Raw genomic sequence first — 18,615 nt, 5'->3', positions numbered from 1 at the left:
CCAGCTAATGCCATTTTGGATTTTAGACTATTCGCTTCGTCATCTCAATGGGCGTACACCTCATTATTGCTGTAATGTTGGGTTAGCTGATAAACTACCGCTAGTCTAAAAACGTTGCCATGTTGAATGTAACAATTGATGAGATTCAACGCGATCCCTTAAAATATCTCCGCCAAGTGGAAGCTGGTGTCACGTTTATTATCATTCAAGCAGATAAACCGATCGCTGAAATTAGACCTATTTCATCCAGCGGTAAGCAACTACGACCATTTGGCTTGTGTGCTGGTGAATTTACTGTCCCCGACGATTTTGATGCAACTTTGCCAGAGGATATTTTGAGTGCTTTTGAGGGGAAATGAGTTCAACTCTCTTTGCCGCCGCATAACTTTTCTCATTCTTGAGAATTTTATCCTGTTCACAACTTTGCGAATAGATCTGCCAACACCACGTTAGAAAACAAAAATCCTTGGGGATCGCTTAAACGCAACCTTCCTTCCACAACTTCTACCCAACCTTGTGCAAAGTGCGATCGCAAACATTGATGAATATCTGCAACTTTCTCTTCTCCAAACTCTGCAACCAAACTCGATAAACTCAAGCCTTCAGCCAAACGCAAGCCTAACATTAAGGTGTCTAATAATACTTCATCAGGTGGTGTCACTTCACAATTAATTGCACACCCAGCTTTCACCCACTGGTAATACTCCTGAGTTTTCCGGGGACGAGTAAACCGCTTTCCCTCTACATAACTCGCCGCACCCATACCGAAGCCATAGTAAGGACGGTTTTCCCAATAGACTCGATTATGTTGACATTGATGTCCTGACTGGGCATAATTAGAAATTTCATAATGCTGATAACCAGCAGTAGTCAAAATTTGCTGTGCCATTTGGTACATTTTGACTGTGGTTTCGTCCGTTGGCAAGGGATTAGAACCAGGTTGATAGTAACGCCCAAACGCGGTTCCTGGCTCAATTGTCAAGTCATATATAGAAATATGAGTTGGTGCAGTAGCTACAGCCTTTTCTAGAGAATCTTGCCACTGATCTAAAGACTGATGCGGCAAACCAGAAATTAAGTCTAAGCTAAATTCGGGAATCTCGACTTGGCGGATTAAGTCCAAAGCTGTAAAAATATCTGCAAGTGAGTGCGATCGCCCAGCAATTTTTAATAACTCTTCTTGAAAAGCTTGTACACCAAAACTTACCCGATTCACCCCCAGGCTGCGGTAGCCTGCAATATGTGCTAAATCAAATGTGCCTGGGTCAATTTCCATAGAAATTTCCGCCCCAGCTAAAATACCAAAACGCTCTGCTAATGCTGCTAATATCTGCTCTAACTGTGCTGTTGATAGCAGTGAAGGCGTACCCCCGCCAAAAAAAACTGTTTTTAGTGGTTGACCAAAAGCTGGTGAGTTAGCGATTTCGTGACATAGCACCTCCACATATTGGGAGATAGTACCAGAAGTTTCACCCCGCAGGCGATCGCCCACGACAGATACAGGAAAATCACAATAAAAGCACCTCCGCCGACAAAACGGAATATGCACATAAGCAGAACTCGGAATACCAAAAACATTCACTTTTTGAGCCATTGTGAGAAAGAATAAAACTAGCCCTATTGAAAATTACCAAGAATGAAAATTATTAATTTATTGACATTTTTATCGTTTTACAACAAAACAATGACAAATATGAAGAGAAAAGTATTTGGTTATAATATTTGCAGATATTGCCTGCCTAAACCTAAGAGTGTAAGTAAATATTTCTGAATCTATTTTAGCGAAGAAATAAAAAATACTTAACTATATTGGTTAACACATCTGCAGGAAAACAACACAACCATGCTTGACGCCATTATCATTCTCTCATTCATCCTGGCAGCGTCGGGAATAGGGTTCTACAGCATTGAACTGTTACCTGATGGAACATTAGATGGTGTTACGGATCTCAACGCCTTACGCTTAGTTATTGCCGTCTTTGCTGCCATTATTGGCGGTGCAGTTGGCTTAAGGTTTCAGACTACATTTCGTCGTCTAGAAACACAAGTCCGCGAAATGCCACTCGAAGTGATCTTAACGCGGGCGATCGGTTTAGTGATTGGGCTATTAGTAGCTAACTTAATGCTAGCCCCGTTATTTTTGCTACCCATACCCACGGATTTTAGTTTTATTAAACCCCTAGTTGCAGTTGTTGGCAGCATTATGCTGTCTGTAACGGGCATGAATTTAGCAGATACTCACGGTAGAGGCTTACTGCGGTTCATTAATCCCAACACCGTAGAAACGATGGTAGTAGAGGGAACTCTCAAGCCTGCTAACACCAAAGTTTTAGACACTAGCTGCATTATCGATGGTCGAATTGAAGCACTCCTCGACACAGGGTTTCTGGAAGGACAAATTATTGTCCCACAGTTTGTTTTGCAAGAACTGCAACAAGTCGCCGACGCCAGCAAAGACCAAAAACGGGTAAGAGGTAGAAGGGGTCTAGAAATTTTGAATCGGATTAAAGAAGCTTACCCCGATCGCATTTTGATCAACCCATCTGACTACGAAGATATTCCCACAGTAGACGCCAAATTAGTCCGCTTCGCCCAAGAAATCAGCGGTACTCTCCTCACCAATGACTACAACTTGTCTAAAGTCGCTAGTGTGCAGAAAGTCCCGGTGTTAAATGTCAACGATTTGGTTAACGCCGTTCGTCCCACCTATTTACCAGGCGACAATCTAGACCTGAAGATTCTTAAGGAAGGCAAAGAACCTAGTCAAGGGATTGGCTACTTAGACGACGGTACAATGGTTGTCGTTGAAGAAGGCAGCAGTTATATCGGTGGTGAATTGCGTGTAGTAGTCACGAGTGCCTTGCAAACCACAGCAGGACGGATGATTTTTGCTAAACCCCAAGCTTCCGCTTTAGCATGAGACTATGGGTTCAATTCAAGTAAAATTAAGCGATCGGTGCAGGTTAACTGTACCGATTGTTTATTGAGATTTACTGAAATCTTATTGACCTGCGTCATTTCCTAACTCAGCCTGTAAATATTGTAATTGCTCTATTGACAAACCCGTAATTCGCGCTATCTGCTCTAGTGACATACCTGTATTAACTAGATTTCTAGCCACTGCAATTAAAGCTTCAGCTTTACCTTCAGCTTTACCTTCGGCTTTACCTTCTTCTAAGATTTCTTGATAAATCACTGAGTCACGCATAATATCTGACCTCAAAATTCTTTTAATGACATCTTTCTTTAATACTAACCCAGCTAAAATTGCTGTAGCAGCCGCAAGATTACTTTGAGTTTTTAATTCGCCAATACGATTAATTTGCTGCGCCACATCGTTAAGTACTGATTCTGGAGAAACTGTACTACTTAATACTGCCAATGGCAAGAGTCCAGGTGTTGTGAGAAAGTCCTCTGTTGGTTGTTCCCAAAGTCTGAGGACTTTAAATTCATGGCGTGTTCCAGGGATGATAAAGGTATTTTGTCGCGCTAAGTCTGAATCTGTGCGCTTGAGATAAATCACGACTTGATGCATTGCTTTTTGCGGAAAGCGGCGATAACCGCGAACGCGATAATCTAGCATCCGAAAAGGGATTTCTGAATCAACCTGGGTTTGGAATTCTATGTGTAATATATCTTGAGCAGATTGTAGCAGAATTAGAGCATCAGCCCGAATGGGTTCGAGAGATAATTCTTGAGGACTAAGTTCGGTTAATGTGATAGATTCTCCTAACAACCAAGTAGCAAAGTCAGTGGAGAAGTTTTCAGCCAGGAATTTGCAGATATTGTCAAACATATTGATAGTGAGAAAATAGGGGCTGATTTGCCCCTAAAATTGTGGTAGCGATCGCTATGTGATAGCAATGTGAGAAAATAGGTATTTCTGCATTACATAATTTTTCAACATAACTCCCCTAATTTCTACTTGTTGTTCTCTAACTATGCTAAATCCCTGGTTTTGAAAAAAGGGTTTTGCAGTAATGCTAGCTTCTGTATATAACCGTTTAATTTCTCGTAATTTTGCAGTATTTTCTATATGTTTTAGCAGTGTTGAGCCAATCCCCTGTCTTTGGTATTTGCTATGACAATAAAAACAATCAATATGACCATCAGGATCTAATTCTGCAAACCCAACTATCTCACCATTATTTTCAGCGATATAGGGTTGCTTGACTTGTAACCTTGCGTGCCAAACTTCATAATCTAAACTTTTCGATGCCCAAGCATTTACTTGTTCTTGAGTATAATCACGAATATTGATTTCATGAACTGTATCATAAAACAGTTGCATTATTATCTGGGTATCAGACGGTTGATACTCTCTGAGTATCATATTGCATTTACCTCGCTCTCATAAATCTCTAATGGTAAATCATCAGGGTCTTTAAAAAATGTAAATTTCTTCCCAGTAATTTCATCGATTCTAATATTTTCTACTTCTATATTTTGAGATTTTAAGTAAATAACAGTTTCTTCAATATCATCAACTTTAAAAGACAGATGTCTTAAACCACAAGCTTCTGGACTACTAACTCGTTGTGGAGGATTGGGAAATGAGAATAACTCTATTTGGCTATTTTCTCCTACTTGCAAATCTAATTTATAAGAATTTCTTTTAGCACGGAAAGTCTCTTGAATAATCGAAAAACCTAAAACTTCCACATAAAACTTTTTTGAGCGTTCATAATCAGAACAAATTATCGCTACATGATGAATGCCACTAGTTTTCATGAATTAAAAATGACATAACGAATTATGAGGGCAGGTATTACCCCACCCTAACAATTATTCTTGTAAAACTGTCTTGGAGACAATTCTAGTTTTTTTGCGGTCTGCTTCTGAAAGTTCTTCACCGGCTTGGAGGCGGGTAGCGGAAGTTTGCAACACCGTTGCTGCATTTGTATCTCCTATTTGCAGGGCAGTTTTAGCCGCAGTTTGCAGCATAGTTGCAGCACCAGCGCGATCGCCCTGTTGTAATTTTGCTTCGGCTAATTGGGTTTGTCGATACTTGGCTAATGCCAAGATAGACTGTTGCACATCGGGATTGGTAGTTGGTTGGTAAACTTGCACCACATTTGCATATACTGGCACTATGGGAGAGAGTAAAGCCTGTTTTTCTACTGCTGGGTCATCATAGCGGATTTGCAGATGCCCAATTTCTTGTTCACCTGCTGGTAACTGTCCTAAATAAATATTCGCTAGCACGATCCGTTTTGCATCTTGCATTAAGTCTCCTAAACGCACGACAAAGCGTCCATCTGTTTCTGATTGCACAGGTAACTCAATAGTGTCTGGGGAGACTTGGGCGATGGGTTTGAGTTCTGCTAGCCGCACCTTTGGCGCGAGGGACAATAGTAAATAGGCATTAGTTAAGCCTACTGATTGAATCCGTCTAAACAAGCGGCTAAACTGCTCTACAGCTTGTTCTGGATGCTCAATATAGCCTAGAGTTCCACCACCTGCATCGGCGATTTTTTCTAATAAATCCTGGTTCCAGCTATTGCCAAATCCGAAGGTGTTGATTGTCAGGTTGAACTTAGTAGCCCTGTGAGCAAGTTCTAAACAGCGCTTGTTGTCATCTGGGGTGATATCCCACTTCCAAATCCGCAAGCCGCTTTCACCATGACCATCTGTCAGTAAAAACGCCTGGGAAACAGTGCCTTTTGTGCCCTTCATTAGCTCTGTAATTCCCAGTGCTAAACCTTCGGCAATCACCGTACCACCGCTAGCACTCAGTTTGTTTTTAATCTGAGATTTGATGCTTTGGGGGTCTTGGACAATTTGATTAGGGATGATGACTTCTGCGGAACCAGCAAAAGCCACAACTGAGAGACGATCGCCTACTTTAAGTTGATCCAATAATCGTTCTGCCGCCTGGATCACCGTGTTAATTGGCGATCCATGCATGGAACCACTTTTATCGAGAATCAAGCATAAATTGAGCGGCAAAGTCTGCTCCAACTCACCAGCAATTGCCGAAATCGAAATCCCCAATTGACGCTGGCTACTTGCTTGAGCCGCATCAATATTTGTATCATTTAACGCCGACAGCAATTTAACTTTCATTGGTGAGGAGTATCTTGCAAAACGGTTTTGGAGACAATCCTGGTTTTCTTGCGATCGCTTTCAGATAAATCTTGTCCAGATTGTAGTTGGGTAGCAGAGGTTTGCAACACTGTCGCCGCACCAGTATCTCCCATTTGCAAAGCAGTTTTAGCAGCAGTTTGCAACATAGTTGCAGCACCAGCGCGATCGCCTTGTTGTAATTTTGCTTCTGCTAACTGGGTTTGGCGATACTTGGCTAATGCCAAGATAGATTGTTGCACTTCGGGATTGGTAGCGGGTTGGTAAACGCTGGTGACATCTGCATACACCGGCTGATTAGCTGACAATAATCCTGTTTGATTTTCGGCAGGATCATCATAGCGGACTTGGATATTAGCGATCGCCTGTTTACCTGCTGGCAACTGTCCTAGATAAATATTAGCCAAGATTACCCGTTCTGTATCCTTCATCAAGTCTCCCAACCGCACCGCAAAGCGACCATCCCCTTCTGGTTGCACTGGTAACTCAATGGTATCTGGAGAAACTTGGGCTACTGGTTTGAGTTCCGCTAGCCGGACATTAGGCATGAGGGAGAATAGCAGATAAGCATTAGTCAAACTCACAGCTTGCACACGGCTAAATAGGCGGCCAAACTCTGCTATCGCCTGATCGGGACGTTGAATGTAGGATAATGTCCCCGAAGCCGCATCAGCAATTTTTTCTAAAATATCTTGATTCCAATTGTCGCCAAAACCCAAGGTATTGAGAGTCAAGTTATAGCTTGCAGCCAATTGGGCGAATTTCAAACAGCGATCGTTATTCCCGTGTTCATTTTCGCCATCAGTCAATAAAAAAGCTTGAGAAACAGTTTCCTTTTTGCCCTTAGCCAACTCCTCAATCCCCAAACGCAAACCTTCATCAATAGCCGTCCCACCGTCAGCAGCTAGGCGGTTGATTTGCCTTTTGACATGTTCTGGGTCTTCAATAACTTGATTAGGAACTAGGACTTTAGCACGGTGATCGAACACTACCACACTCAGGCGATCGCCAGGATTAAGTCGATCAACCAAACGACACGCCGCCTCCTTCACCGTTTCGAGCGATCGCCCACCCATAGAACCACTATGGTCAAGAATTAAACATAGATTTAGTGGCACTTGGCGGTCTAAAATTTCCGCGATCGCCGAAATCGAAATAGACAACTGACGTTGAGAGTTCAGTTGAGTGGCATCTAAATTAGCATCATTTAACGATGGCTGCAAACTAACCTTCATAACTCAAACTTCCTATTTAGGATATACACATTATTTATAAATAACTACAAAGCACAACATCAGCGCTACGGAAAACAAAGTTGGGGAATAGGCAATAGGCAATAGGAAGAGAATAATTAATCACTCCTGACCCCTGACTCCCGACCCCTGACACCTGACAAATGCCCAATACTTCGACTCCTTTCGACTTCGCTCAAGGCAAGTCGCTCAGTACAAGTGACAAATGACAACTTAGATTAATATATTCAGAATATCCTACAAGCCAAGTATTGGTAGATGTCCAGTCCCCTGAAGGATTAGGGAGAAATCCGCACCTTAAGGAGACATAGCATCGCGCTAGGATGTATTACAGTTAACGGCACAATTTCAGGCGATCAGTTGCTATGGACATTTCCCCCATCAAGGCTGTTCAAGCCCCTTACTACGGCGACAACTCCTACCGGACACCGCCACCAGATTTACCCTCTCTATTGTTGAAGGAACGAATTGTCTATCTGGGGATGCCGCTGGTAGCTGCTGTCACAGAATTGATCGTCGCTGAACTGTTGTTTTTGCAGTCCGACGACCCCGACAAGCCCATTAAAATTTATATCAACTCTACTGGCACTTCCGGTTATAGTGGCGAACCCATTGGCTTTGAAACCGAAGCCTTCGCTATCTTCGACACCATGAAATACATCAAGCCTCCCATCCACACCATCTGCATCGGTTCCGCGATGGGTATGGCTGCCATGTTACTCAGTGCTGGTACTCCAGGCTGCCGCGCCAGTCTCCCCCATGCCTCGATTATCCTGCATCAGCCCAAGAGCTACGCCCAAGGTCAAGCAACGGATATTCAAATTCGAGCTAGGGAAGTTTTGGCTAACAAAGCATCGATGGTGAATATTCTGTCTCGTACCACTGGACAGCTACCAGAAAAAGTTGCCAAAGATATGGATCGCCTCCTTTACATGACTCCCTATGAAGCTAAAGAATACGGCTTGATTGATCGAGTCTTTGAAAAAGAAGAACTTGCAAATCCCCCACTACCCGCTAGTGTCCTTTAGTAAGTGCTGAGTGCTGAGTTAAGAACTCACACACCAATTAATTACAAACGGAGTAACGAAAATGCCTATAGGTATTCCTAAAGTCCCTTACCGGATGCCCGGGGGTCAGTTTACAGACTGGATCAGCATCTACGATCGCCTGTATCGGGAACGGATTATTTTCTTGGGGCGAGACATTGATGACGAGATTGCCAACCAGATTATTGCTGTTATGCTGTATCTGGATTCGGAAGATCCAGGTAAAGATATCTATTTATATATCAATTCCCCTGGTGGTATGGTCACCTCCGGTTTGGCCATTTTTGACACCATGCAACACATCAAATCAGATGTGGTGACCATTTGCGTGGGTTTAGCCGCCTCTATGGGGTCATTCCTGTTGGCAGCGGGTACCAAAGGCAAACGCATGGCCTTGCCTCACTCACGGATTATGATTCACCAACCCTCTGGTGGTACCCGTGGGCAAGCAAGCGATATCGAAATTGAAGCTAGAGAGATCCTGCGGATTCGTCACCAGCTCAATGGGATTTATGCTGAAAAAACTGGTCAGACTATAGCCAAGATTGAAAAAGACATGGATCGTGACTTTTTCATGTCTGCTGCGGAAGCTAAAGAATACGGTTTAATTGACCGTGTGATTGAGGAAAGACCGTAGAAGAGGCAGGGGGCAGGGGGCAGGCTTGCCGTGAGCGTAGCCGAATGGGAGCAGGGGCAGATAAGGAGTAAAATTCCTAGTCCCCAATACCCAATACCCAGTCCCCAGTCCCCAGTCCCTAGTCCCCAGTCCCCAGTCCCCAATCCCCAATCCCCAGTCCCAAAACGTTAAGTGTGAACCTTAAATTAGAAAATTAGTCTTTATCATTAATACCTCAGGCTTTAAGCTGATAGCTGAGAGCTAGATATTCGCTCTTCTGATGAACTCAAGATGGATCTTGGCGATTGTTACCGTTTATTGGGTTTAAGGTCGGGAGCCTCTTTTGCCGACATCAAAACGTCTTATCGACGATTGGCGCAGCAATACCACCCCGATATCAACCCTGATGACAAAAAAGCTAAAGATAAGTTTATTGCCCTAACAGAGGCTTACAAACTCCTTTTGACGGTTGTACCGCCAGAGGAGACATTTCTCAACTCCAGCCGGTCACGCACGTCTTGGTATGATGACTTAAAGACATCACCTCAGGAGAAAGCACCAGCAGCGACTACTGTCAAAACCCAACCACCAACGACTCCAAAGCCGCCACATCTGGCAGAAATTGAACAACGGCTGAAGTGGAAGACTTATGAACAGTTGCAGCGGTTTTTGAAAGAGAGACGATTTCCCCAGGCGATCGCCCTAGCGGAGGCTTTAGCAGATCGTTTACCAGCCGATCCAGAAGTGCGCCAATGGCAAGCGATAGCCTATCAGATTTGGGGACGGGCGCTAATTACGCAAAACCAACTTTTAAAAGCCAGAATTTATCTCAAAAAAGCCCTAAAAACTGACCCCCACAACAAGACTCTCTGGAATGAAGTCCAACGCGACTTCCAAAGATTAGAACAGGTTTTTTAATTCTGATGGAGATTTTATAGCGCTTCCCATTCAGATGAGATACAGAATTATATCACGCTGTGTAAGGGCACGGCACTGCCGTGCCCTTACCGATGGACCTCACGCTTGTTGAGAAACGCCATATACAATTTTGGTGTTAGTTTGTAGCGACTGTCTTTAATTGTGTCAGTCTAATAGTCTATGTCCTAATTTACCTGAACATTGCTACATCATAAACTACACTCTGTTAGAATGCAGAACTATGGCAGTCGCTCTCAGTCTTGGCGCTATTGCCCATCCAGCCTTTAATTCGTCCGCCTAAGACTGATGCCGCCACTGGCGACAGGCCGATGTTATCTTCGGAGTTCTATGTCTTTTTCTAATCTCGGCTTGTCCAATGAAATTATCCGTGCAGTCACCGAGCTAGGGTACACTAAACCCACGCCAATCCAGAAACAGGCAATCCCTGTCATCTTGTCAGGTGGGGATCTGCTAGCTGGTGCCCAAACTGGGACTGGGAAGACCGCCAGTTTCACCTTGCCACTCTTGCATCGGTTGTCGAATGACAGTGTTAAAAGCACGTCTAATCCATACCCACCAATCCGGGCGCTGATTCTCACTCCGACTCGTGAACTCGCTGCACAAGTGGAATCAAGCGTGCGTGAATACGGCAAGTACCTGAATTTGAACACAATGGCGATGTTCGGCGGGGTCAGTATTAATCCGCAAAAACGGCTTTTGAAGGGTCGGGTGGATATTTTGGTGGCTACCCCAGGGCGGCTGCTAGACCATGTACAGCAGGGCACGGTGAACCTGTCACATGTCGAGGTTTTGGTGTTGGATGAAGCAGATCGGATGTTGGATATGGGTTTTATTCGTGATATCCGTCGTATTCTCTCGCTCCTGCCCAAACAGCGACAAAACTTATTATTTTTCGCTACCTTCTCGGACAAAATCAAGGCGCTCGCCACTGGACTGCTGAATCACCCGAAGATGATCGAGGTGGCACGCCGCAACGTTACTGCCGATACTGTGGCGCAGAAAGTCTATAAAGTAGAACGTGACAGGAAGTGCCAATTACTTGCTCACCTGATTCGGAAAGATAATTGGTATCAAGTGCTAGTGTTCACTCGCACTAAGTATGGTGCTGACCGTTTGGTTAAACAGTTGACCCAGGAGCGGATTCAAGCACTAGCTATTCATGGTAATAAGAGCCAGTCGGCGCGTACCCACGCTTTGGCAAAGTTCAAAAACGGCAGTCTACAGGTATTAGTGGCCACCGACATTGCCGCGCGAGGTCTTGACATCAGCGAACTACCTCATGTGGTCAATTTCGATCTGCCCAATGTCGCATCCGATTATGTTCATCGTATCGGTCGCACTGGTCGCGCTGGTGCTTCAGGTGAAGCTGTGTCGCTGGTGTGCGTCGATGAATACCAGCTGTTGACAGAAATCGAAAAACTGATTGAACAGCGCTTGCCTTTTGAAGTAGTTGCTGGCTTTAGTGCCAATTCCCACACCGTGCCCGCTGAACCAATTTCTGATGAACGCAAGCACAAACCCCAAGGTAGCAAGCCTCAGACTCGCTCTACTGCTAAACAATCAGCACCGCAGACTGTGATAGGTGGCAAAAAGTCTGATCCGCGTACCTCCTCGTCACGCCGTTGGGCTAAACGCGATCGCTGATCTTTTCTAACCCATCGCAGACATCACAGACTAGGGATGCACGGGGTAAAGAGTTATACCGTTTCACCAAAACAGTGCTGAGTAAAAAGTAAAATTGATTGCACTCAGCATATAGGGTAGTCACGCCCCTAGATCCTTCACTGCGTACCCTACGGGAAGCAAGCTACAGGACGCTGCGCGTTTATTTAGGAAAAAAATAAAAATATTTTTTTCGAGACACCTAGTGCGTTTAAAAAATATGTCCAAGTTTTCAATCCTCTAGTTTTAACTATGGGGTTATACAAGGATTTCCACAATTTGCGTGCTGCCGTGGGTTAATGTTTTGTGCCCAGATGGATAGACAGGTTCATCGAAAAGTTTTACAATCTGACTGATTGTGGTAAATTTACCTATTGCCCAATCTACATAACCATAGTAAAGATTTTCTAGTGATTTCGTCTAATAGCATAATCACTACACTAGTATAGGAAAGTCTTTCGTAAAGGGCAGCAGACAAATGGATGTAAAGCTGATTTTAGCTGGATTAACAGTTATATTTACGATTTCGTGCTTGTTTTTTGGCACGAAAAATGGATTTTATGATTCAGAAAACTATCACGGCAATGGCTCTGCACATTGATCAAGGTCTGAAGTTTGGCATCCGACTCCCAGAAATTCAACAAGAAACACAGGCGAGGACAAAACTCCCTTATCATCTAGATTGAGGGCTTCTCGTTACCCAACTTTACCGAATCAGCGGCGGTTCGGCGAAAGCGTCCTCCCCAATCAAAAATCTCTATTTTCAGGGTGTAGGGGCGCACTATGAAACTTACCCCTATGATCACAAAACCAAAACTTGCTTAATTCTTGGCTTTTGGGATATATCCATGAAAATGAGGTTTAAATCAGTGAACAGTGAACAGTTATGAAAGTTTCAGACAGGGATTTTACCCCAACTGAAACTCGCTACTTATAGAAATAGAGGACTCTGACTCCCAAAGTCTTGCAACATTTTTTTGTGCTGATAACTGATAACTGATAACTGATAACTGTTGAGGGGAGGTGAGCATGAGGGATAAGCTGTCGGCATCCTCTCGCGCTGATGCTGGGGAAACTAGCGAATTAGACTGTTTGCCCTATAGTGTGCAGCATCACGATGAGGGTATATGTTTATTAGTCAGGATGGGGCCATACCGGATCATCCTTGACTGTGGCTTGGGTGATATTTCATCGCTAGTTAAAGGGTTAACTAAGTCAGCAGAACAAAGAAATTCGACACAACCGGCAGATTTAGTCTTAGTTAGCCATGCTCATCCAGATCACGCTAGAGGATTGCTGGCATTAAATCAAGCTTTCCCGCTTTTACCGATATACGCTAGTGAAGTAACTAGCAAGTTGCTGTCGCTCAATTGGTTAGACCAAGATATTCCAGAAATTCCCCAATTTTGTCAGGCCTTGCCGTTGCGATCGCCTGTAGAATTCCAAGAAGGTTTAGTAGCAGAATTATTTCCCGCTGGACACTTACCAGGGGCTGTAGCAATTTTACTCACATATACAACCGGGCAGCGTGTTTACAAGCTACTGTATACAGGGGACTTTTTCTTATCCAACTCCCGATTAGTAGAAGGTTTACGTTTAGAAGAATTACGGGGATTGCAGTTAGATGTGCTGATTATTGAAGGCACTTATGGCACATCTCGTCATACCCACCGTCGTAACCAAGAAAATCAACTAGCAGAGCGAATTCATCGAGCGATCGCTGACCATGCTTCTATATTACTCCCCACACCTGCGTTAGGTTTGGGGCAAGAATTGTTAATGCTGCTACGTTCTCATCACCACTTCACAGGACGAGATTTAGATATTTGGGTTGATGGTGCTGTCGCCACTGGCTGCGATGCATATCTGGAACTGCTACCCCATCTCCCCCCATCTGTACAGAACTTCGCCCGTCATCAACCCTTGTTTTGGGATGAACGGGTGCGTCCCCGTGTGCGTCGCTTGCGAGCAGAACATCGAGAGACGATAGGACATGCGCCCTGTATTGTTCTCACGGACTCTACAGCTGATTTCAGCAAATACTGCCAACCTGACAGCGGCCCTTGGCTGATTCTGCTCCCGGAAAAAATTGATATCAAAGTTAACAAAAAATATCCCGCACCCACTACCATCGAAAGTTATCTCCTCGCCCAGCATAGTGATGGGCCAGGTACTACCCAGTTAATTCATAACTTACGACCCCAACATGTAATCTTTGTTCATGGTTCCCCCGCCTATTTAGCAGACCTAACAAGCTTAGAAGAACTGCAAAATCGTTATCACGTCCATTCTCCCGCCGCTGGTATTTTGGTGGAATTACCGATTGGTGAGACATTTTTGCAACCAGCAGCCCCAGAAACTAATTATGAAGGTGAATTGACGGAGTTGGGGACAGTGATTACAATTACAATCCCTGAGGCTATCACCGCCGACCCGCGTTGGCAACAGTTTGCTGATACAGGCTTAATAGAAGCCCGTTGGCAAGGGGAAGAACTTGTATTGCGGGGATTGTCACAACGAGAATTGCTCAACCAAAATGGCGATCGCTTCACTTGGTCTGATGTAGACTGTTGTGGTACCTGTCGCCATCAAAGAGGCCAACGGTGTTGGAACTCCGCATCCCCGTTATATAACTTCAGAGTCACTCTGGAAGGCTACTGTCCCGCCTTTGAACGCTTAAACGATATTCAAAATAATTCTTAACAGTTATCAGTTATCAGTTATCAGTTATCAGTTATCAGTAGAGAGTGATGTATTGATTCTGGGATCAGAGTCCTCCACTTTTAATGGTTACTGAGCGCAGTCGAAGTAAAGTGGTAGGTTTCAGTGGTGGTCAAATCCCCGACTGAAACGGTGATAACTGTTCACTGTTCACTGATTTAATATCCCTTCCCATGAGTGGTTTACAGTCTAGAGGCTGGCAAAGAAAAACTTTTAAGCCCAATCCCTGCTATGTAAAAAAGCCAAGAGTCCAGAGTGGGAATAATGACTCTGAACTCTTGACTTTCGACTATTTCATTTATTCAGGATTTAAGTCTGTGTAACGGTTGCGGATGCGTTCAGCGTCCGGACAGTCCTCAGTAGTCAAAGGTTCTACATTACCGCGTGGCACTGAGGCTAATTTTTGTGTTACAGCGCCAATGCTTTCTAGGCGAACCATCTCTTCCCAAGAACAAACTTCGTCTTCTTCATCCGTTTCATAGCGTAGGGTTACTAAATCTCCCTCTATGTCAATAATGCGGGCGCGTTCGATCCAGCGTTGCTGGTCCCGCAAGAAAACACATACCTCCCGCGCGTCGCAACACAATTGATAAATCTTGCGGTGTAGCATGTACTGCTTCTGCCTTTTTAAACAACGTAGTTAAACCTGTCAAAATCTGGGTTTGATCCCAATACATAATGCCCGTCAGGGTTTAGCTTTAAGGTTTAGTATAACTATATATGTTGACTCCGCCCCAAGAATTGCTTGTAGTTTTCAGCATCTCGGTAAGTTTTGGAATCATCAATCAGTAAATACTGCGCCAACGGAACTAAATCTCCTTAAGGCTCATGAGAGCGAACGTTAACTTCGTAGAAGTCATACAATTCGGGATTTGTCCTAACCAGGTTAATACTTGCTGGTGAGTCCTTCGCACCATTATGTAATAATAGATACTCCAAAACAAGTGTTGATTGCGGTTGTTTGAGTTGCCTACTTATAGTCATTGGCATTCCTGGGAAGTCCGGTAACTCGGCTGTACTTTTGCCCCTATGTATTTGATCTTAACTCATTCTCTTGCTGACCTGAACGGTTTTCAACAAGAACATCTCAAGAGTTTTTGAGTTTAGGGTGTTTTCTAGAAATAATTTTACCCATTGGAGGGCAAACAACCGTTTGCCCCTACGGTTCACTCACAATTCCCTGGTAATTTTTATTCTGGAAATCGCCTTATTAAGGGTTTTAAACCTGTGTGGTGTCAATCCAAAATCCAAAATCCAAAATCTAAAATCTAAAATTGTCTGACTCAGCACTACTCAAGTGTTGTGGAAGTATCAGAAAGATTTGTACCCTAGGGGAAATTCCATTCGCAGTTCTGTGGGCGCTTCTCGTTTAATTTGTCCTGCACGAACTGCGTCGTATAGGGCTGCAATAGCGGCCAAATCTTCCGGTTGATAGCACTTAGTCGCCAGCACTTGATGGAGTAGACCCTCAGATTCAACACTAAGACATCCAGTTTGGAAAGCAGATTCAACGAGTGTGCGAATCATGTTGATTAGGGCATGGTGAGCAGTTTACCACCTCTATTGTGAAACATTTTTTAACCTGGTTGATTGATATAGGACAGATAGCATGGTGATTATAATTACATTATTTTGTGATAGGGATCACATAAATGTTGCATATTAGAGATTACTGAAATGACGATATACTAATATAATTCAGGTTAAGCTATAGAAAAATCATCTGCATGGATGTTTTTTTATAAAAAACACTAGAATAAAAATATACTCCTTATACAGTAAAATCCGAATAATATTCGAGAAATATCAAAGACAAATAAACTTGCGGAAATCTTCATCTTTTTGACTCAATTGCACCCAGTCTAAGTTTAAAGACGAAAATTTTTGCACCAAGCGATCGCACGCCGGGCGTTCTGTGGCATAGTGTCCAGCATCAATTAAAATTAGCTGGCAGTCGCGACTTTCTTGAAACTGATGGAACTTACAATCAGAAGTCAGATAAGCCTGGGCACCTGTTTTCACCACCGCCGAAATATAGCTAGCCCCCGAACCGCCCAAAACTGCAACTCGTGAAATCTCCTGTTGTAAATCAGCAGTGGGCGAAACCAGCAGATGCGGGGAAGAAAGACGAGTTTGGATGATTGCCAACAAATCCTGTAAAGTTAGCGCAGGCGCTAGTGTTCCTACCCGCCCGTAGCCTAATCCTGCTTGCGTGGGGACTATGGGAGCAACCGCTTGTAGTTCTAAAATTTGCGCCAAAACATCAGCCGTCCCATCTTCTACCTGATCAAAATTGGTATGGGCACTGTAGACACCGATATTGTGAATAAAAGCTAACCTCACCATTTCGCCGATCGCCTCACCACTGCGGAGAGACTTGGGAGGATTGAAAATTAGGGGATGATGGGCAAAAATCAGATTAGCATGGAGTGCGATCGCTTCTTGCATTACCGCTAAAGTTGGCGTCAAACACACCAACACCCGTGCTTCCTCTTGCAAAACACCGGGTTCAACCTGCCAACCACAATTATCCCAGCTTTCACACCAAGCCGGATTTGCCCATGTTTCAAACCAAGTAATTAAATCAGCAATTTTCATCAAATTTATCTTGTTTTTCAAAAATTTTAGATCGTTCCGCTCCCCTACACTTGGAAAGGTAAAAAGAACAAGCGTAAAGTATAAAAGGACTAAAGTATAAAAGGCTACTGGCAAATCCACCCAGCAGCACACACAACACGAAAACCAATATTGTAGTTGCGGTAGCCGCGGCGGCCGCCGAAGTCGTTGCGAGACGCGGAACGGCAGAGTACAGGATGGAAGTCCCAGGAACCACCCCGCAGCACGGCTTTTCCTTGCTTTTGAGAATAATTATTATTATCATCAAACCAATGACTACCGTCTATTGGCGCACCTGCATAGTCACTGTGCCAATCGTCAAGACACCATTCCCATACATTCCCGTGCATATCGTATAAGCCAAAGCCATTGGGCGGAAAACTACCTACTGGCATCGTTTGCTGTCTATAATTTCCCTTGATACCTTTACCATAAATATAGTTAGCATTGTAATTTGCCACTTTATCTGTTGTCGTCTCACCAAAATAAAATGGAGTCGTCGTACCTGCACGACAAGCATATTCCCATTCAGCTTCACTTGGTAATCTATAATCCCGACCTGTTTTTTGGGAAAGTCTCACACAAAATTCTACTGCATCATACCAAGAAACTTTCTCTACAGGACGATGATCATCTCTTTTAAAATGAGATGGTCTTGGGTCTAAATCTCTATTAATTTTAGGAAAAGAATTAGCAACTTTCTCCCACTGTTCTTGAGTGATAGCATACTTTCCGATAAAAAAAGATGGAACTGTTACTTGATGTCTGGGGTGTTCGGTACCACGATTTTTTTCTTCATTTTCAAAACTACCCATGAGAAAGGTTCCACCAGGAATCTCAATCATCTCTAGCTTTACACCAAACCCCAAATCTTCTGCAAAATATTTAGCTTGATAAGTGCTAGTTACACTTCTAATGTCATTATTCTCTGCATATAATTTCACTGTTTCAAATTGAAATACTGACAAGTCTCTAGGATTAGGTTTTATAGTATCTGTTGGTAATTGCTGTCCTGTAATACCCGCTTTTTTTAGCGCTGCCTCAATATCATTAACGACTTTAGGAAATCCTTGAGTACTATCTGATGCTAATTTGTCAGCCAGTGTTGGAGAAAACTTGCGAACTTCTGTATGTGTAATTCTATGCCATATTGGCAGTATTACTTTTCCAGAATTTATCTCCTTCTGCACCATCCCTTGCAACTCACGCTGCGTCCAGCTTTTGTTAATAAAATGCTGACTAAGTACGATTATTCCAAACCTTGATTCTGAAAGTCCTTTATCAATTGAAATGCTTAAACTGTCCCCAATTACTAAAGAAAATTCATCGTACCAAACACGATAACCTTTTTCTTTTAGTTTTTGAGCCAATGGTCGCACAAAATCATCTTTATCCTCACTTGCATGGCTAATAAATATGTCATGCTCATACTCATTTTGCATAACTTGAGTCTAACTATTACAAGTTTTGAATCTTAATATTTTGAGGCTTATAGCACTTCTCAACCTAGTGAGGTATATCGGTAAGGGCACGGCACTGCCGTGCCCCTACGGTTTCCGATATAATTTTGTACCGCACCTGAATGGGAAGCGCTATATTCTAGTTTGTGTATTAGCAATAAGATATAGCGGTTTTCAGTTGGATTCAATACACAATTATATCGTCGCGTGTAGGGGCA

Annotated in this window: 19 protein-coding genes; 8 read left to right on the top strand and 11 right to left on the bottom strand. The window is 43.5% G+C overall.

Going from position 1 to position 18,615, the window contains the following annotated elements:
• Positions 1–119 precede the first annotated feature (119 nt).
• Positions 120–359 (top strand): type II toxin-antitoxin system Phd/YefM family antitoxin, encoded by a 240-nt coding sequence (locus CAL7507_RS29105; protein ID WP_015132083.1) that lies wholly within the window; start codon positions 120–122, stop codon positions 357–359.
• Between the two features lie 56 nt (positions 360–415).
• Here the strand turns inward: CAL7507_RS29105 and hemW are convergent, their stop codons facing one another.
• Complete coding sequence (gene hemW / locus CAL7507_RS29100; RefSeq protein ID WP_015132082.1) at positions 416–1,594, bottom strand: radical SAM family heme chaperone HemW; 1,179 nt, start codon at positions 1,592–1,594, stop codon at positions 416–418.
• A 249-nt stretch (positions 1,595–1,843) separates the two neighbouring features.
• On the opposite strand from hemW, the gene CAL7507_RS29095 reads away from it, so the two are divergent.
• On the top strand, positions 1,844–2,920 hold the full coding sequence (locus CAL7507_RS29095; RefSeq protein WP_015132081.1) for a PIN/TRAM domain-containing protein: 1,077 nt from the start codon (positions 1,844–1,846) through the stop codon (positions 2,918–2,920).
• Between the two features lie 81 nt (positions 2,921–3,001).
• On the opposite strand, the gene CAL7507_RS29090 is transcribed toward CAL7507_RS29095, so the two are convergent.
• Genes CAL7507_RS29090 through CAL7507_RS29070 form a run of 5 tightly spaced genes read right to left on the bottom strand, consistent with a single transcriptional unit; the run spans position 3,002 to position 7,319 of the window.
• A complete protein-coding gene (locus CAL7507_RS29090; protein ID WP_015132080.1) occupies positions 3,002–3,796 on the bottom strand; it encodes an Rpn family recombination-promoting nuclease/putative transposase in 795 nt (264 codons plus the stop codon).
• A gap of 54 nt (positions 3,797–3,850) precedes the next feature.
• Positions 3,851–4,291, bottom strand: coding sequence for a GNAT family N-acetyltransferase (locus tag CAL7507_RS29085; protein ID WP_236556832.1), 441 nt, complete (start codon positions 4,289–4,291; stop codon positions 3,851–3,853).
• Positions 4,292–4,329: 38 nt separating this feature from the next.
• Positions 4,330–4,731, bottom strand: coding sequence for a VOC family protein (locus tag CAL7507_RS29080; protein ID WP_015132078.1), 402 nt, complete (start codon positions 4,729–4,731; stop codon positions 4,330–4,332).
• Positions 4,732–4,785: 54 nt separating this feature from the next.
• A complete protein-coding gene (locus CAL7507_RS29075; protein WP_015132077.1) occupies positions 4,786–6,066 on the bottom strand; it encodes a VWA domain-containing protein in 1,281 nt (426 codons plus the stop codon).
• A complete protein-coding gene (locus tag CAL7507_RS29070) occupies positions 6,063–7,319 on the bottom strand; it encodes a VWA domain-containing protein (protein ID WP_015132076.1) in 1,257 nt (418 codons plus the stop codon). Before CAL7507_RS29070 ends, CAL7507_RS29075 begins: the two co-directional genes overlap by 4 nt.
• Positions 7,320–7,702: 383 nt before the next feature.
• On the opposite strand from CAL7507_RS29070, the gene CAL7507_RS29065 reads away from it, so the two are divergent.
• The 6 genes from CAL7507_RS29065 to CAL7507_RS29040 all read left to right on the top strand — a co-directional run bounded on the left by CAL7507_RS29065 (position 7,703) and on the right by CAL7507_RS29040 (position 14,303).
• Positions 7,703–8,365 (top strand): ATP-dependent Clp protease proteolytic subunit, encoded by a 663-nt coding sequence (locus tag CAL7507_RS29065; RefSeq protein ID WP_015132075.1) that lies wholly within the window; start codon positions 7,703–7,705, stop codon positions 8,363–8,365.
• Between the two features lie 61 nt (positions 8,366–8,426).
• Positions 8,427–9,020 carry an ATP-dependent Clp protease proteolytic subunit gene (locus CAL7507_RS29060; protein WP_015132074.1) on the top strand — a complete coding sequence of 198 codons (594 nt, stop codon included), beginning with the start codon at positions 8,427–8,429 and terminating at the stop codon, positions 9,018–9,020.
• A 270-nt stretch (positions 9,021–9,290) separates the two neighbouring features.
• A complete protein-coding gene (locus CAL7507_RS29055) occupies positions 9,291–9,917 on the top strand; it encodes a J domain-containing protein (protein WP_015132073.1) in 627 nt (208 codons plus the stop codon).
• A 348-nt stretch (positions 9,918–10,265) separates the two neighbouring features.
• Entirely contained in the window at positions 10,266–11,582 is a 1,317-nt protein-coding gene (locus tag CAL7507_RS29050; RefSeq protein ID WP_015132072.1) for a DEAD/DEAH box helicase, read from the top strand.
• Positions 11,583–12,160: 578 nt separating this feature from the next.
• Positions 12,161–12,286: a hypothetical protein gene (locus CAL7507_RS33550; protein WP_255348347.1), complete on the top strand. Its 126-nt coding sequence runs from the start codon at positions 12,161–12,163 to the stop codon at positions 12,284–12,286.
• Between the two features lie 343 nt (positions 12,287–12,629).
• A complete protein-coding gene (locus tag CAL7507_RS29040; RefSeq protein ID WP_015132070.1) occupies positions 12,630–14,303 on the top strand; it encodes an MBL fold metallo-hydrolase in 1,674 nt (557 codons plus the stop codon).
• 316 nt (positions 14,304–14,619) lie between these two features.
• Here the strand turns inward: CAL7507_RS29040 and CAL7507_RS29035 are convergent, their stop codons facing one another.
• The 5 genes from CAL7507_RS29035 to CAL7507_RS33760 all read right to left on the bottom strand — a co-directional run bounded on the left by CAL7507_RS29035 (position 14,620) and on the right by CAL7507_RS33760 (position 18,379).
• Positions 14,620–14,931, bottom strand: a complete 312-nt coding sequence (locus CAL7507_RS29035) for a DUF6679 family protein (protein ID WP_015132069.1) — start codon at positions 14,929–14,931, stop codon at positions 14,620–14,622.
• A gap of 209 nt (positions 14,932–15,140) precedes the next feature.
• Positions 15,141–15,305, bottom strand: coding sequence for a hypothetical protein (locus CAL7507_RS32870; protein ID WP_015132068.1), 165 nt, complete (start codon positions 15,303–15,305; stop codon positions 15,141–15,143).
• A gap of 327 nt (positions 15,306–15,632) precedes the next feature.
• Positions 15,633–15,848, bottom strand: a complete 216-nt coding sequence (locus CAL7507_RS29030) for a hypothetical protein (protein WP_015132067.1) — start codon at positions 15,846–15,848, stop codon at positions 15,633–15,635.
• Positions 15,849–16,127: 279 nt separating this feature from the next.
• Positions 16,128–16,919, bottom strand: a complete 792-nt coding sequence (locus CAL7507_RS29025) for a Nif3-like dinuclear metal center hexameric protein (protein WP_015132066.1) — start codon at positions 16,917–16,919, stop codon at positions 16,128–16,130.
• A gap of 104 nt (positions 16,920–17,023) precedes the next feature.
• Positions 17,024–18,379, bottom strand: a complete 1,356-nt coding sequence (locus CAL7507_RS33760; protein WP_015132065.1) for an SUMF1/EgtB/PvdO family nonheme iron enzyme — start codon at positions 18,377–18,379, stop codon at positions 17,024–17,026.
• Between the last annotated feature and the right edge of the window lie 236 nt (positions 18,380–18,615).

The organism is Calothrix sp. PCC 7507, assembly GCF_000316575.1.
In the GTDB taxonomy this organism is placed as follows: domain Bacteria; phylum Cyanobacteriota; class Cyanobacteriia; order Cyanobacteriales; family Nostocaceae; genus Fortiea.
The sequence above is the reverse complement of the archived record's forward strand: the minus strand, read 5'-3'. Positions and strand labels throughout refer to the sequence as shown.

What these genes read in the sequence shown, in the direction of transcription:
- CAL7507_RS29105 (WP_015132083.1), top strand. Translation starts at nt 120, where the DNA reads ATGTTGAATGTAACAATTGATGAGATTCAACGCGATCCCTTAAAATAT.
- hemW (WP_015132082.1), bottom strand. Translation starts at nt 1,594, where the DNA reads ATGGCTCAAAAAGTGAATGTTTTTGGTATTCCGAGTTCTGCTTATGTG.
- CAL7507_RS29095 (WP_015132081.1), top strand. Translation starts at nt 1,844, where the DNA reads ATGCTTGACGCCATTATCATTCTCTCATTCATCCTGGCAGCGTCGGGA.
- CAL7507_RS29090 (WP_015132080.1), bottom strand. Translation starts at nt 3,796, where the DNA reads ATGTTTGACAATATCTGCAAATTCCTGGCTGAAAACTTCTCCACTGAC.
- CAL7507_RS29085 (WP_236556832.1), bottom strand. Translation starts at nt 4,291, where the DNA reads ATGCAACTGTTTTATGATACAGTTCATGAAATCAATATTCGTGATTAT.
- CAL7507_RS29080 (WP_015132078.1), bottom strand. Translation starts at nt 4,731, where the DNA reads ATGAAAACTAGTGGCATTCATCATGTAGCGATAATTTGTTCTGATTAT.
- CAL7507_RS29075 (WP_015132077.1), bottom strand. Translation starts at nt 6,066, where the DNA reads ATGAAAGTTAAATTGCTGTCGGCGTTAAATGATACAAATATTGATGCG.
- CAL7507_RS29070 (WP_015132076.1), bottom strand. Translation starts at nt 7,319, where the DNA reads ATGAAGGTTAGTTTGCAGCCATCGTTAAATGATGCTAATTTAGATGCC.
- CAL7507_RS29065 (WP_015132075.1), top strand. Translation starts at nt 7,703, where the DNA reads ATGGACATTTCCCCCATCAAGGCTGTTCAAGCCCCTTACTACGGCGAC.
- CAL7507_RS29060 (WP_015132074.1), top strand. Translation starts at nt 8,427, where the DNA reads ATGCCTATAGGTATTCCTAAAGTCCCTTACCGGATGCCCGGGGGTCAG.
- CAL7507_RS29055 (WP_015132073.1), top strand. Translation starts at nt 9,291, where the DNA reads ATGGATCTTGGCGATTGTTACCGTTTATTGGGTTTAAGGTCGGGAGCC.
- CAL7507_RS29050 (WP_015132072.1), top strand. Translation starts at nt 10,266, where the DNA reads ATGTCTTTTTCTAATCTCGGCTTGTCCAATGAAATTATCCGTGCAGTC.
- CAL7507_RS33550 (WP_255348347.1), top strand. Translation starts at nt 12,161, where the DNA reads ATGATTCAGAAAACTATCACGGCAATGGCTCTGCACATTGATCAAGGT.
- CAL7507_RS29040 (WP_015132070.1), top strand. Translation starts at nt 12,630, where the DNA reads ATGAGGGATAAGCTGTCGGCATCCTCTCGCGCTGATGCTGGGGAAACT.
- CAL7507_RS29035 (WP_015132069.1), bottom strand. Translation starts at nt 14,931, where the DNA reads ATGCTACACCGCAAGATTTATCAATTGTGTTGCGACGCGCGGGAGGTA.
- CAL7507_RS32870 (WP_015132068.1), bottom strand. Translation starts at nt 15,305, where the DNA reads ATGACTATAAGTAGGCAACTCAAACAACCGCAATCAACACTTGTTTTG.
- CAL7507_RS29030 (WP_015132067.1), bottom strand. Translation starts at nt 15,848, where the DNA reads ATGATTCGCACACTCGTTGAATCTGCTTTCCAAACTGGATGTCTTAGT.
- CAL7507_RS29025 (WP_015132066.1), bottom strand. Translation starts at nt 16,919, where the DNA reads ATGAAAATTGCTGATTTAATTACTTGGTTTGAAACATGGGCAAATCCG.
- CAL7507_RS33760 (WP_015132065.1), bottom strand. Translation starts at nt 18,379, where the DNA reads ATGCAAAATGAGTATGAGCATGACATATTTATTAGCCATGCAAGTGAG.